A 14,492-nucleotide genomic window follows, 5' to 3' on the forward strand; every position below is an offset into this window, starting at 1 on the left:
AATATGAACAAGTTTGCAAAAATTCGCACTCAATTCAGTCTTATGCTGGCCTTAGTCTCGCTATTAAGCGCCTGTGGCGGTGATAACGGCCAAGATGGTAATCCCGGTGAGCCTGCGAAACCGCCTGCATTAACGATAACTAGCCTTAACATCATGGTCGATAAAGTCGCGATGACAGATGGCATTGCTCAAGTGGATTTTCAAGTAAGCAATCAAGATGATGAAGCCGTGATTGGTATCCCATCGGCGACATTTATTGCAGCGCAGCTTCTCCCCAAAGGTTATACAGGCGCGGGGAATAGCAGTGAATGGCAGCACTTTACCGCTGAAACCTGCGCGGCAACTTGCCCTGGCAGTCTCACAGATCATAAAAACGGTCACTACAGTTACACCTTCAGCGCCGCATTTAATGGCATGAATGGAGTGACGTTTATGCCAGAAGCGACCCAAAGAATGGTGGTCAAAATTGGCGGCGATAAACTTGCCGATAATACGCCCTTACCTATAACCAATCAGCATTATGACTGGCAATCTTCAGGTAGTAATGTCGCTTACACCCGCAACTTAGTCACAATAGAGACCTGTAATAGTTGCCACAGTAATCTAGCTTTCCATGGCAGTAGATATGATCAAATCGAAACCTGCGTCACCTGCCATAACAGCAAAAAAGTCAGTAACCCTGATATTTTCCCACAAATGATCCACAGCAAACATTTAACCGGCTTCCCGCAACCCATTAGTGACTGCCAAACCTGTCACGTCGATAAGGCTGAGTTAACCGAACAGCAAAACTGGCGCAGAGTCCCGACCATGCAAGCCTGTGGTGCCTGTCATACACAGATCAATTTCCCCGCAGGCGAAGGACACCCAGTGCAAACAGATAACAGTAACTGCGTGGCGTGTCATAATGCCGACTGGACCGCAAGCGTACACAGTGATGAAGCTAAAAACGCGGCAGTGATGCAATTTAGCCCAAGCATCACCAGCGCCAGTATGGATGCCAATGGTACGGTCACTGTTGCGGTTAAGCTGATGAATCCAGCCACAGGAACTGTGTATAGCGAAAGTGCCGATAAACTAAAATTTATCAATGATTTAAGGGTATATGCCAACTGGGGAACCAGTTTTGATTATGCGACCCGTTCAGCTCGCTCGATTAAACTGCCGGAATCCACACCCATATCAGGCTCTAATGGCATTTATATCTATACGATAGCGGGCCTTACTGTGCCAGCAGGCACTGAAACGGATCATGGCGGACTTGCGATTCAAGGCAGAGTCTGTGCCAAAGATAAAGTACTGGTTGATTGCACGACTGAACTGGCGGAAGTGTTAGTGATTAAATCCAGCCACAGTTATTTTGATATGGCAGCATTGAGCAATGAAGGTCGCCGTAGCGTTGTGAGCAATGCAAGCTGCGGTAATTGCCATGGTGATCAAAAACTGAATATTCACGGCTCACGTAACGATCTCGATGGTCAATGCCAGCTATGCCATAACGCCAATATGCTGGCCGATGCGACGGCAGCCAATCCTTCAATCACGTCATTTGACTTTAAGCAGCTGATCCACGGTATTCACACCAGTCAATTCACGGGGTTTGAAAGCCTAAACTACCCAGGAAAAATCGGTAACTGTGCCCAATGTCACGTTAACGATACTGCGGGGATTTCTACCGTCGCCCTCCCCTTAAATTCAGCGGTACAACCCCTTGCCCTCGATAACGGCACTTTTACCAGCCCAATTGCCGCTGTGTGTAGCAACTGCCATTCAGATACCAGCACTCATAACCACATGGCTCAGCAAGGTGCTGTTTTTGCAGGTACAAAATCCGATGCAACCGCAGGAACTGAAACCTGTGCTTTCTGTCATGGACAGGGCGGAGTCGCGGACGTGTTGAAAGTGCATCCAATAAACTAACCCTATGATGCTGGCCTAAAAAGGCCAGCAACTGCAGATATAAAAGGAACTCATACGATGCAGTCATCTACTCCTAAAGAAATAGTCAGATCTCAGTCACATTACCCGCCTAAAGTGACTGATAAATACCAGTGACTTAGTTAGCCTTACAGATGGAAAACTAATTCCACACATCTTATGCGGGTAATGAGATTTATTCTTATTTGCCAGGCGTTTGATGATGATTACAACTATTGCAGGGAAATATCATGATGAAACGGTTCAATTTCAATACCGCAACAAAAGCGATGTTGGGTGCCGGTTTACTCTCTCTACTACTCGCCGGTTGCGGTGGTAGTGACGGTAAAGATGGTGAAGACGGAAAACCGGGTCCGGTAGGCTTAGACATAAGTCAAGCCACCACACTCAAAGCCACACTTGAAGATGTAAAAATTGACAACGGCACTGTCAGCGTAGACATAGTACTAACGAATGCGAATGGCGTTCCTGTGACGGGCCTAGAGCAATACGCTCAAATCAATGCTATCGGATTGGGTATTGCAAAACTTACCCCTGAAAGTGGCAAAGGTTACAAAACACCTCAATGGGTCAGCTATATCAACTCAGTGAAAGCAGCTGATCCTGCACGCAGTCTTGCAAATTATAGCTATACCGATGGTAAAGATAGCGCTGGCAATCCTATTACTAAAGAAATGAAATTTACACCTGGTGATGCTATTCAAGCGAACATCGAATCTAGTTGTAAAACCACTTGTTTAACAGTGGTTGATAGTGGCGTTTACCGCTATACCTTCCAAACCAATTTAAGTACTTTGCCCGCTATTGAAGGTCTCGATTTAACCTACGACCCAACATTAATACATCGCATTACTTTAGAACTTCAAACCGATGGCAGTAAAGATGCCAAGTTAGTCAACAGCCATATCGACTTCTTACCAAGCGATAACTTTAGAGTAGCTAAAGAGACGGAAACGCGTACGGTTGTCGATTTAGAAGCGAACTGTATCAAGTGTCACAGCACAAATTATAGCGATACATCTTCTACTGCTAAGCCATTAGCACTACATGGCGGAAGACGGATCGGAATAGCAAACTGTCAAGTTTGTCATACCAGCTACAGTAAAGATCCAGAAACAGGATCACCTTTGGATATGGGCGCCATGGTTCATGCCATTCACAAAGGTACTTACGCTATGGTGGGTTACAGCGGAACGGCTTATGACTTTAGCGGTACTATGGCTAAAGCTGCGGCTGAAAGTGGCTACCCACAATACCGTGAAGGTAAAGACGTTTCTGAACGAGTCACTCTGCCTGTCTCTATCGGGAACTGCCAGTCTTGCCATAGCACAGATGACAAAGGACCCGTTGATGCCGCGAGCTTTAAACATCACAAAGGTTTAGCCTGCGCATCTTGTCACATGTCAGGTTTTAATCCAGTAGATAACAGTGAATGGTTAACGCCACCTGAAGGTCAAAAAGACCGTGGTTTCGTTGGTAACTATTTCCATTACTATGCAACACCTGAAATTGACGGTATTCCAGGTGCAAACCTAGTCAATGTATTCCAAAATGGAGGCTGCGCTTCTTGTCACGCCGAACAAGGTGAAGAAGGCAGCGCTAAATATCACTTAGCAAAAGCTAATGCCACTAAGTTACTGCGAACTGAATATGCCTATAAGTTAGAAAATGGCACATTTGATGTGGCTAAAGGAGAGTTAACATTCACAGTCGATTGGCACAGTGATGTTGCTCCACATCAAGATCCTAAAGTGAAAGAGTTTTGGGTCAGCTTAACGGCATTCAATGGCACTGAATACACCATGGGCCCACGTCCATCTAATGGTACTTTAGGTCGTAGCGAAAACCGTATTTCTGTAAATTTGGCCAAAGTTGAGACTAACGCTAACTTAACAGCGGTACCAAATGGCTCAAAAGTAACATACACATTAACAGGCATTAAAGCTGTTATTGGCACAAGTTCTGTTCCATACAAACAAATTGTTAGTATTGGTAAAGGCTTCATGGACGGCAAATTGCTGATCTGTGCAAACTCTGCAGAACTCGATCCAACGATGGATGCTGCGATTGATTGTAGTAACACTGAAGCACCAATCTACGAAGTGATTGTTGGCAGTAATAAAGCTTCATTCTCTGCCGATGCAAGTAATGTTACCGCACGTAGCATAGTCATCTCTGAAGCAAAATGTGCTAACTGTCATGGTGAGAAAGCTGACTTTTCAGCCTCTCATGCGCTGACCCATGCGGCAGACAAGCCTGATAACAGCTGTGGTACTTGTCACTCTGCTGTACCTAATACCGCGGTAGCTTTAGCCGATGGTAGTTGTGTGGCTTGTCACAATGGCGCTCCTGCTCACAGTAAAAAGCCATTTGAACGTGGTTTTGACTTTAAAGTCATGATCCACCAAATTCACGCTGATACTCGCAGTGTTCGCCGTTTAACAACAGATGCAGCAACCTTCCCTGAAAACCCAGCGAACTGCGCGGCTTGTCATGATAAAGGTCAACTTAGCTTAGCTACACTAGGCGATAAACCTGCGTTCTTAGCAAGTACTGGTGAATACTCACCAACCGTTGCAGCTTGTGCATCTTGCCATGCAACGACCGCAACTGACAGCGCAGTGATAGGTCACTTCGAAACCAATGGTGGTGTATATAACGCTGCTGCTGGCACTTATACTCCTGGTAGCGAAACCTGTGCGACCTGCCATGGTGAAGGTAAATCATTTGGTGTGGATAAAGTTCACCCAGTGAAATACTAATATGGAACCGAGTAACGAATCGCAAATCAGTCGTTACTCACATTAAATTCAGCAAAATCCCTCGCACTGCGGGGGATTTTATTTACATAACAGCAATCCCATTCAAACCTTGCTTTTATAGTATAAAGTCAACGCACATTACCCAGATAAAATCCGCTGTTTTTTTGTTCTAGAATCATTTTTACCTCTCGCTTTAAATACCTCTTTAGAAATAGAAAGATCCAAGTCACACATTAGCAAAGGCCTTGGAGATTTTAAGGTCATGTTAGGTTAGCCTTTCCTTGGGGAATTCTATTTCCAGCATCCACTTAAGTCGCTTCTAGTGACCAAAAACACAGACATAGAATCTGTTGGCTCTAGAACATAGCGTTTAAGCAATGCCAAACCTATGCAGGGAAAAAAATGATGAACGCACAAACAACTAAAATCGCACTGCTGTTAGCAGCAAGTGCAGTCACTATGGCCTTAGCGGGCTGTGGTGGCAGCGATGGTAATGATGGTAATCCCGGTGAACCTGGTGGCGAACCTGCTCCAGCGATTCAAACCCTTAATTTCGCCTTTGACAAATCTGTCGTCACTAACGGTATTCCGAGTGTTGAGTTTACCGTCACTAACGAAAATGATTTACCCGTTGTTGGCCTACAAAAAATGCGTTTTGCCGCAGCACAATTAATCCCACAAGGCGCAACTGGTGCAGGTAATGCGTCACAATGGCAATACTTTGGTGATGAAACCTGTGATGTAGCTGCAACATGCCCAGGGACTTTCGTTGACAAGAAAAACGGTCACTACAGTTATACTTTTAGTATGAACCTGACCGCTAACACTAAAGTCACTTATAACGAACAGTTAGCTCAACGAGTATTAATCCGCGCTTATAACACTCCGCTTCCCGATGGTACTCAAGTACCAAACAGTAACGCCTTTGTCGACTTCACTGCCGATACTGGTGCACTGCCAACATACAGTCGCAAAATTGTCGCCACAGAAAGCTGTAATACTTGTCACCAAGATTTAGCCACTGTTAAACATGGCGGCGCGTATTCCGACGTTAATTACTGTGCAACTTGCCACACGGCCGGAAAAGTCGGTGTAGGTAAAGAGTTCAATGTTCTCGTTCACGCTAAACACAAAGACCTCACCTTAGGCTCATTAGAAAGCTGTCAAAGCTGTCACGCAGCAAATGAGGCTACGCCTGATTGGAGTAATTGGTCACGTATCCCAACTGCTGCCTCATGTGGAAGCTGCCATAGCGCAGTGGACTTTGCTGCTGGTAAAGGCCACTCACAACAACTAGATAACTCCAACTGTATCGCCTGTCATAACAGCGATTGGACTGCAGAACTGCACACAGGTAAGACTGCAGACAAAAAAGCCGTTATCGCTCAGTTAGGTATGTCAGCAGCACTTGCTGGTCAAGCTGATGATACTGCAGTATTAACCGTGTCTATCTTAGACAAAGATGGTAACGCAATTGATGCGGCAACCGTTCAAGATAAGATTAAACGTTTAGAGTCTGTTACCAACGTTGGCCCTAACTTCCCGATCATGGGCTACAATCCAAGTCCAGGTAGCGGTAAAGCGAAAATAGCGAAAGACTTAGTCAAAGATGGCGCACTGCAAGAAGGTGTAACCTTAGTTGACGGTAAATTGGTCTTTACAACACCCGCTCTACCTTTCGGTGCAGGCGATACTGATACCGCCTTTACCATTATCGGTTTAGAAGTGTGTAGCACTGGTACAAGCTTAACCGCATGTACCGCAGACAGCGCAACAACGAGCATGAAAGCTGAACTAGCTTTTGGCACTAAGTCTGGTAAAGCACCGAGCATGCGTCATGTTAACTCAGTTGAGTTTGGTACCTGTCAAGGTTGTCACGGTGATAGCTTCGAAATTCACAAAGGCCACCATGCGGGTTTTGTGATGACAGAACAGCTATCACATGCAAAAGATGCCAGCGGTAAGCCAATCGTCGGTGTGGATGCGTGTGTCGCTTGTCATACCCCTGATGGTACCTATGCAAGTGGTGCTAACAAAGGTGCGTTGGAGATGAAATTACACGTTGTTCATGGTAAACAAGGTGTCATCAAAGAATGTACCCAATGTCATAACGACTTCAACCTAGATGCATTCAAGGTCAAAGGCGCTCTGGCAACAACTGCGGGTAAATACACCACGCCAATCACTGCCACTTGTACTTCATGCCACGCGCCAGAATCTATTGGCCACGGCTTAGAAAATATGGGCGCGATTGTGAACGGTGATTATGTTCAAGCCAATCAAGCGGCGCAGTCAGAAACCTGTTTCTACTGTCACAAACCCACACCAACAGATCACACTCAGGTGAAGATGTAATTTGCCCAAGCAGGGGGAGTTCGCTCCCCCTTTCTTGAATTTTGTTGGGACAAATTGGGAAGCCTATTATGAAGAACAGCCTAAAAATGAAAAACCTACTGCCGGCACTTGTCATCTCCATGGCAATGTCTGCAGTGATGTCTTTATGCATCACACCGAGTGCACACGCCTCAAAGTGGGATGACAAAATGACTCCAGAACAAGTCGAAGCCACCTTAGATAAGAAGTTTGCCGAAGGCAGCTACTCCCCTAAAGGTGCCGATTCTTGTTTGATGTGCCACAAAAAATCTGAAAAAGTGATGGACCTCTTCAAAGGTGTTCATGGCGCCATTGATTCATCAAAGAGCCCAATGGCTGGCCTGCAATGTGAAGCCTGTCATGGTCCTATGGGTCAACACAATAAAGGCGGCAACGAGCCGATGATCACTTTTGGTAAGCAATCGACCTTAAGTGCAGAAAAACAAAACAGTGTCTGTATGAGCTGTCACCAAGATGATAAACGCGTATCTTGGAACGGTAGTCACCATGACAATGCCGATGTCGCTTGTGCCTCATGCCACCAAGTGCATGTCGCAAAAGATCCTGTGTTATCAAAAAACACCGAAATGGAAGTCTGTACTAGCTGCCACACTAAGCAAAAAGCAGATATGAATAAACGCTCGAGTCACCCACTAAAATGGGCTCAAATGACCTGTAGCGATTGTCATAATCCCCATGGGAGCATGACAGATTCCGATCTAAACAAGCCTAGCATTAACGAAACCTGTTACTCCTGCCACGCCGAGAAACGCGGCCCAAAACTGTGGGAACATGCACCCGTCACTGAGAACTGTGTGACTTGCCACAATCCTCACGGCAGTGTGAATGATGCCATGTTGAAAACCCGCGCACCGCAGCTGTGTCAGCAATGTCACGCTAGCGATGGCCACGCCAGCAATGCTTACTTAGGTAACACTGGTTTAGGTTCAAACGTCGGCGACAATGCCTTTACGGGTGGAAGAAGCTGTTTAAATTGCCACAGTCAGGTCCATGGTTCAAACCATCCATCTGGCAAGCTATTACAGCGCTAAGGAGACGAGAAAATGAAATTTAAACTCAATTTGATCACTCTGGCGTTACTAGCAAACACAGGTTTTGCAATAGCGGCCGACGGGTATGGCCTAGCCAATGCCAATACAGAAAAAGTCAAAATGTCCGCTTGGAGCTGTAAAGGCTGCGTTGTTGAAACGGGTACATCTGGCACTGTGGGTGTTGGCGTGGGTTACAACAGCGAAGAGGATATTCGCTCGGCGAATGCCTTTGGGACTTCAAACGAAGTTGCAGGTAAATTTGATGCCGATGTCACCTTCCGTGGTGAGAAAGGCTATCAAGCCAGCGTTGAAGCTTATCAACTGGGCATGGATGGTGGCCGTTTAGATGTCAATGCGGGCAAACAGGGCCAGTATAATGTCAATGTAAACTATCGCCAAATCGCCACTTACAATAGTAATAGCGCCTTAACGCCCTACTCTGGTGTCGGCAGCGATAATTTAACCTTGCCAGACAACTGGGTAACTGCGGGTTCAAGCAGCCAGATGCCGTTACTGATGGACAACCTAAATGCCTTAGAACTGTCGCTCAAACGTGAGCGCACAGGGTTAGGTTTTGACTATCAAGGTGAATCGCTGTGGAGTACGCATGTGAGCTACATGCGTGAAGAAAAAACCGGCTTGAAAAAAACATCAGGTGGATTCTTTAACCAATCCATGATGTTAGCTGAGCCAGTTGATTACACCACTGACTCCATTGAAGCTGGCATTAAACTAAAAGGCGATCGTTGGTTCACTGCACTTAACTACAATGGCTCAATTTTTAAGAACGAGTACAACCAGTTAAACTTCGACAGTGCCTTCAATCCGACCTTTGGTGCTCAAACCTCTGGCACACTCGCCCTTGACCCTGACAACCAGTCACACACAGTGTCGCTCATGGGTCAATACAACGACAATACCAATGTGTTAACAGGTCGTGTGCTTGCGGGACAAATGAGTCAAGACCAAGCATTAGTCACTTCAGGCTATGGCTATCAAGTGCCGACAGAGGCCGTTGATGCCAAAGTTGACCTCACAGGGTTAAACTTAAAAGTCGTCAGTAAAGTGACTAACTCACTGCGCTTAAGTGGTAGCTACGACTATAGCGACCGTGATAACAATACTCAAATTGAAAAGTGGACCCAAGTCAGCATCAACAATGTCAATGGTAAGGTGGCCTATAACACCCCTTACGATAACACTAGCCAACGCTTCAAAGTGGCGGCGGATTATCGTATTACCCATGGACTGAAGCTTGATGGCGGCTATGACTTCAAACGTGACGACCGTAATTATCAAGACCGTGAAACCACGGATGAAAATACTGTTTGGGCACGTTTGCGCGTTAACAGCTTTGAAACTTGGGATATGTGGGTTAAGGGCAGTTACGGTCAGCGTGATGGCTCGCAATATCAAGCTTCTGAATGGACATCTTCTGAAACCAACAGCCTGTTACGTAAGTACAATCTGGCTAACCGCGACAGAACCCAGATTGAAGCTCGAGTCACCCACTCGCCAATCGACAGCTTGACCATAGATTTCGGTGCCCGTTACGCATTAGATGACTACTCTGACACAGTTATTGGCTTAACTGAGTCAAAAGACACCAGTTATGATGCCAACATCAGCTACATGATCACCGATGATTTACTGGCGACAGCCTTCTACAACTACCAAATCATTGAGTCTGAACAAGCGGGAAGCAGTAATTACAGCACCCCAACATGGACAGGATTCATTGAAGACAATGTAGATGTGGTCGGGGCGGGCCTGAGCTACAACAACTTGCTTGAGAACAAGTTACGCATGGGATTGGATTACACTTATTCAAACTCCGACAGTAACACTCAAGTCAGACAAGGTATCACAGGCGACTATGGCGATTATTTTGCCAAAGTGCACAACATTAACTTATATGCTCAATATCAAGCCACCGAGAAAATGGCGCTGCGCTTGGATTATAAAATTGAGAATTATAAAGACAATGATGCCGCCAATGATATCGCCGTCGATGGGATCTGGAACGTCGTAGGCTTTGGCAGCAATAGCCATGACTACACAGCGCAAATGATCATGCTGAGCATGAGTTACAAACTCTAATCGATACTGTTCATAACACGAAAAGCCCGCATTTTGCGGGCTTTTGTTTAAGTGCAGCAGGATCTTTTAAAGCGATAACGTCATGGCAGATAAACGTAAAAATCTTGAATAAGATCAGACTCTGGCGCGAAAGTCCGCCCATAAAAACCTTAATCCTTGAGTTTTGGCTCACTTTAGCGGATCTTAATTCAATCTTTTAGTTAATCCTCTGAGCCCATGCGTATTTATTCTTCACTCTCCCAATCTCAGTGGCTGTTATCAATTCAAGCACTATTGGGGCTAAGCCTATTACCCTTACCCGCCATGGCGTTCGACCCTTCGGGTGGCGCAGCGAGCCTATTTATCATTTTAGGCCTAGGTGGTTTTACCTTAATCAATCTGTTTCTACAGGGCTTATTCTTTTTTGCGGGTCAGTACCGTAGCGCCACTTTTGCCAAACGCCATGTATTAAGCGCACTAATAATGCCATTAATTGCCATTGCGTTAGCCATTTATGATCATAGAGGTTGGAGTGATTTCGCCCTTAACTTAGGTATTATCTGTGTCGGTATTGGACTGATTTTATTGCCACTACAGCTTTGCCAAATCGATAAGCCCACCAATCGCAATGCTGATTGGATCATCAGCCTAGGGGCATTATTTATCTTAGCTTTGAGCTATGTGATTGCCCCCTTAGCCCTCTTTACGATTGTGCTGGCCCACATTTGTTTGGCTTCAAGCCCAAATCAAATTCCTAAGATATTAAGTTATATCAGTTTAATCCTTGGCTATTCTCTTTTTGGCTACTGGGCATATCAAACAGTGATGATGCTCCAATCCTGATTGAAAATGAATGAGCAACGATAAAATTAGCGATTAAATTGACTAAGATGAATCTCACTAAAGCGCCATCGCCACTTTGCGTAACTGTATCACCATCATGCTCAGCATCAATGGCCAAACTGCTGGCCAAAATCAGCGCCTGTACTTTATGTCAGGCCCATTTACCCTTAGCGCCCAAGCCGATATTACAGGCCAGTACCCAAGCGCGGATTTTGATTGCAGGCCAAGCTCCGGGCGTGAAAACCCACCATAAAGGCATACCTTTTGACGATGCCAGCGGTGAACGGCTGCGCACTTGGTTGAATGTCACGCGGGAGCAATTCTACGACCCCAATCTTTTTGCCATTATCCCTATGGGATTTTGTTTTCCGGGCAGTATCGAAAAAAACGGTAAAAAGCAGGGTGATAAACCACCGCGCCCCGAATGTGCTGCCACTTGGCATCAGGCCTTGCTCGCCCTAATGCCGCAAATAGAGCTAATTGTGATCCTCGGCCAATATGCCATCGACTATCATCTACCGCGCGAATCGTCCGAGGCCGTAAACCCCACTTTGCCGATCACTGAGCCTCAAACAACCAGCAGTAAAATTTCGACCAGCGCTAAAGTAATAGCCATCCCCAAACTGAAACCAATAACAGTGACCCAAGCATGCGCGCAATGGCAGCAATATTGGCCTAAGTATCTTGTCTTGCCGCACCCAAGCCCGCGTAATAATCTTTGGCTTAAGCAGCATCCTGAGTTTGAACGCGATATGCTACCCAGATTAAGAATGCGTATTGCATCCCTATTAAACCTTCAACCCCACTAGGCGCCTGTATGTATCTACTTGATTCTGCCATCGCGAAGCAAATTGTGAGCCGCACAATGAAAATCATTGGCCACAATATCAATGTGATGAACGGCCAAGGGGTGATTTTAGGCTCAGGCGACCCTAAGCGTATAGGATCAACCCACGAAGGCGCGCTGCTGGCGATTGCCCAAAATCGCAATGTGGAGATCAGTCAAGAAGTCGCCTCAGGGCTGCATGGCGTTAAGCCAGGCATCAATTTACCCTTACATTATCAAGGACAAATCATAGGTGTTGTCGGCATTACCGGTGATCCACGTGAGCTCACCCATTATGGTGAGTTACTTAAAATGACCGCCGAAATGATTGTTGAACAAGCCAACCTGCAGGATAAATTGCAATGGGAGAATCGCCAGCGTGAAGAGTTTATTCTGCAACTGATCAAAGCTGAAACCGATGATGCACAGTTGCACCGCTGGGCAAAACAGCTAGACATTGATATCAGCCTGCCAAGAGTCGCGGCCATTATTGAGATCAGCGAGAAAAACATCCAGAAACACCATTTAAAAACCGACACCACCCCAGCGGCCTTGTACTTAGCTGAGGCATCCACTCAGCCCGCCGATGAACGTAGCCCCAGAGTCAGTGAAACCCTCAAGCAAGTGCTGCATCTATTGCAATATCCTGACCGTGGTAACTTGATTGCCATGACCTCAATGTCGCAGTTGGTGATCCTAAAGCCTGCTTTTTTAGATGGAAAACAATGGGATCCTGAGCTTGAAAATCAGCGTATCGATAAGCTGTTGCAGCGCTTACCCGCCCAAATGGATTTAAACTTTAAAATTGCTCTAGGCCATTTCTTCCCGGAAAAAGGCGGGATAGCGCGCTCCTATCACACGGCTCAAGAAACCTTGGCACTCGGTAAGCAGCTCAATGCAGAAGGGAATAAATACCTGTTTGAAGATTATTCCCTACAAGTGTTACTTGCAGGGCTAAAACATGACTGGCGCGGTCAGGCGCTGGCAACGCCCTATCAGCAACTCGCCAAGGCGGATAAAAATGGCCAATTACGCAAAACCTTAGCGGCTTACATCACCCACTTTGGCGATGCACAGCAATGCGCGAATGCCCTGTTTATTCATCGCAATACACTGAGATATCGCCTTGATAAAATTCAGCAAATCACCCAAGCCGACATTCAATCCCTGCATGGATTATTAAGCCTGTATCTTGGGCAATTAATTGATACTTCGACTCGCTTAACTTAACGCTCAAATGACTTAGCAACTCAACAGATTAGCTAGAAAAAAGCCCGCAGATGACGGCGCAAACCTTATAACCAGATCAATTGAGTAAAACTTGGCCTGTACTAAAAAATTAATTGAAAGATTTATACCGTATCCCCTTTCCTATCCTTTCATATAGTATCGCGTCGATATGCTAGCGCTCTCGACTTAGTCCATTGAAAGGAATGATAATGACCTCAATCAAACTGACTTTACTCGCCAAAGCTTGTCTCATTAGCGGCTTAGCGCTGACTTCACCTTCGTTAATCGCGGCCGAGAAAACCATTCCCGAACTGGTCGATGCCGTCAACGGCACACCCGATGCGGCAAGTCGCGAGGCGGGTAAAAATGTCAAACTGCGTAATCACACTAAGGGATTTTGTACCTCGGGCAGTTTTAAACCGAATCCACAATTACAACAAACGTTGGCAATTCCATTTTTTAATCAAGATAGTATCAAGGTCACAGCCCGTTTTTCCCTCGGCGGTACAAATCCGCAGATCTCAGATAAAACCGCTGGGCGCTTTATGTCACTCAAAATTGACGGCGATAAAGAAAACCTTAACTTTGTCACCACTAACGTTCCCGTTTTCTTTGCCAAAAATCTCGAAGAATTTTTTAACTTTCAGACCAAAGTGAAACAAGGCCCTGAAGGTAAACAGTGGCTTATTGATAATCAACCCAGCGCCAAAGCTTTTTTCGACCATGTTAAACAGTTGCCTCCCAGCCCAAGTTTTGCCAACAGCCGCTACTTCGGTGTAAATAGTTTCCTGTTCAGCACGCCAAAAAACAGTGTTCAACAAGGTGAAACGGTCGCGGGTAAATGGATTTTTGAACCTGTCGCTGGTACTGCCGGGCTGTCAGCCAGTGAACTTGCCAATCTCAGTGATGATTTTTTAAAGGCGGAATTACTCGAGCGCATTAAAACCCAGCCAGCACAATGGAACCTTTATATTCAACTCGCCGAAATGGGGGATGAGATTAATGACCCAACTGTGATCTGGCCTGAAACTCGCCAGCGTTTACTGGTAGGCCAAGTGATGATTAACGGTGAGCGAGATAGCGATCCCCTAGTTCAACAGTGTGATAAAGGCATATTTAACCCACTGTTATTACCTAAGGGCATTACTGCATCTGCCGATCCGATACTCAATGCCCGCACCGCAGCCTATGTAGAATCCTTTATTCGTCGTCAATAAAGATGTCGAGTTAAGTCCCTCCTGTTTAGGATTGGCAAATAGCCCTATTTGCCAATCCTTATCGACAAGATTAACCCTCCTGCATTCGAATTCACCTAAGCATTTTTGTGCATGAGCACAAAAATGGCGAAACATAACGCGGTAATTCCGTGGATTTAGCCAAAGCTATTCA

General features: G+C 45.8%; 9 protein-coding genes. All 9 read left to right on the forward strand.

Features of this window, described 5'->3' with window-relative positions; genetic code table 11:
- Positions 1-3 precede the first annotated feature (3 nt).
- Positions 4-1,920, forward strand: coding sequence for an OmcA/MtrC family decaheme c-type cytochrome (locus KO537_RS12620; protein WP_219234581.1), 1,917 nt, complete (start codon positions 4-6; stop codon positions 1,918-1,920).
- Between the two features lie 248 nt (positions 1,921-2,168).
- Positions 2,169-4,700, forward strand: a complete 2,532-nt coding sequence (locus KO537_RS12625; protein ID WP_173245650.1) for an OmcA/MtrC family decaheme c-type cytochrome — start codon at positions 2,169-2,171, stop codon at positions 4,698-4,700.
- A 402-nt stretch (positions 4,701-5,102) separates the two neighbouring features.
- Positions 5,103-7,055, forward strand: coding sequence for an OmcA/MtrC family decaheme c-type cytochrome (locus KO537_RS12630; RefSeq protein WP_219234582.1), 1,953 nt, complete (start codon positions 5,103-5,105; stop codon positions 7,053-7,055).
- Between the two features lie 68 nt (positions 7,056-7,123).
- On the forward strand, positions 7,124-8,125 hold the full coding sequence (gene mtrA / locus KO537_RS12635) for a decaheme c-type cytochrome MtrA (protein WP_028760483.1): 1,002 nt from the start codon (positions 7,124-7,126) through the stop codon (positions 8,123-8,125).
- A 12-nt stretch (positions 8,126-8,137) separates the two neighbouring features.
- Positions 8,138-10,225 carry an MtrB/PioB family decaheme-associated outer membrane protein gene (locus KO537_RS12640; protein ID WP_219234583.1) on the forward strand — a complete coding sequence of 696 codons (2,088 nt, stop codon included), beginning with the start codon at positions 8,138-8,140 and terminating at the stop codon, positions 10,223-10,225.
- Positions 10,226-10,441: 216 nt separating this feature from the next.
- A complete protein-coding gene (locus KO537_RS12645) occupies positions 10,442-11,047 on the forward strand; it encodes a hypothetical protein (RefSeq protein WP_173245659.1) in 606 nt (201 codons plus the stop codon).
- 110 nt (positions 11,048-11,157) lie between these two features.
- Positions 11,158-11,856, forward strand: a complete 699-nt coding sequence (locus KO537_RS12650; RefSeq protein ID WP_173245662.1) for a uracil-DNA glycosylase family protein — start codon at positions 11,158-11,160, stop codon at positions 11,854-11,856.
- A gap of 8 nt (positions 11,857-11,864) precedes the next feature.
- The gene (locus KO537_RS12655; RefSeq protein ID WP_028760487.1) at positions 11,865-13,103 is read left to right on the forward strand and encodes a sugar diacid recognition domain-containing protein; all 1,239 of its coding nucleotides are present in this window, start codon (positions 11,865-11,867) and stop codon (positions 13,101-13,103) included.
- A gap of 209 nt (positions 13,104-13,312) precedes the next feature.
- Complete coding sequence (locus KO537_RS12660; RefSeq protein WP_219234584.1) at positions 13,313-14,320, forward strand: catalase family peroxidase; 1,008 nt, start codon at positions 13,313-13,315, stop codon at positions 14,318-14,320.
- The last annotated feature ends 172 nt before the right edge of the window (positions 14,321-14,492 follow it).

The organism is Shewanella sp. NKUCC01_JLK (genome assembly GCF_019345615.1).
Classification (GTDB): Bacteria; Pseudomonadota; Gammaproteobacteria; order Enterobacterales; family Shewanellaceae; genus Shewanella; species Shewanella oncorhynchi.

Bases quoted from the DNA above. Each gene is read 5' to 3' on its own strand.
- KO537_RS12640 (WP_219234583.1), top strand. From the start codon at position 8,138: ATGAAATTTAAACTCAATTTGATCACTCTGGCGTTACTAGCAAACACA.
- KO537_RS12655 (WP_028760487.1), top strand. From the start codon at position 11,865: ATGTATCTACTTGATTCTGCCATCGCGAAGCAAATTGTGAGCCGCACA.
- KO537_RS12630 (WP_219234582.1), top strand. From the start codon at position 5,103: ATGATGAACGCACAAACAACTAAAATCGCACTGCTGTTAGCAGCAAGT.
- KO537_RS12645 (WP_173245659.1), top strand. From the start codon at position 10,442: ATGCGTATTTATTCTTCACTCTCCCAATCTCAGTGGCTGTTATCAATT.
- KO537_RS12625 (WP_173245650.1), top strand. From the start codon at position 2,169: ATGATGAAACGGTTCAATTTCAATACCGCAACAAAAGCGATGTTGGGT.
- mtrA (WP_028760483.1), top strand. From the start codon at position 7,124: ATGAAGAACAGCCTAAAAATGAAAAACCTACTGCCGGCACTTGTCATC.
- KO537_RS12620 (WP_219234581.1), top strand. From the start codon at position 4: ATGAACAAGTTTGCAAAAATTCGCACTCAATTCAGTCTTATGCTGGCC.
- KO537_RS12660 (WP_219234584.1), top strand. From the start codon at position 13,313: ATGACCTCAATCAAACTGACTTTACTCGCCAAAGCTTGTCTCATTAGC.
- KO537_RS12650 (WP_173245662.1), top strand. From the start codon at position 11,158: ATGGCCAAACTGCTGGCCAAAATCAGCGCCTGTACTTTATGTCAGGCC.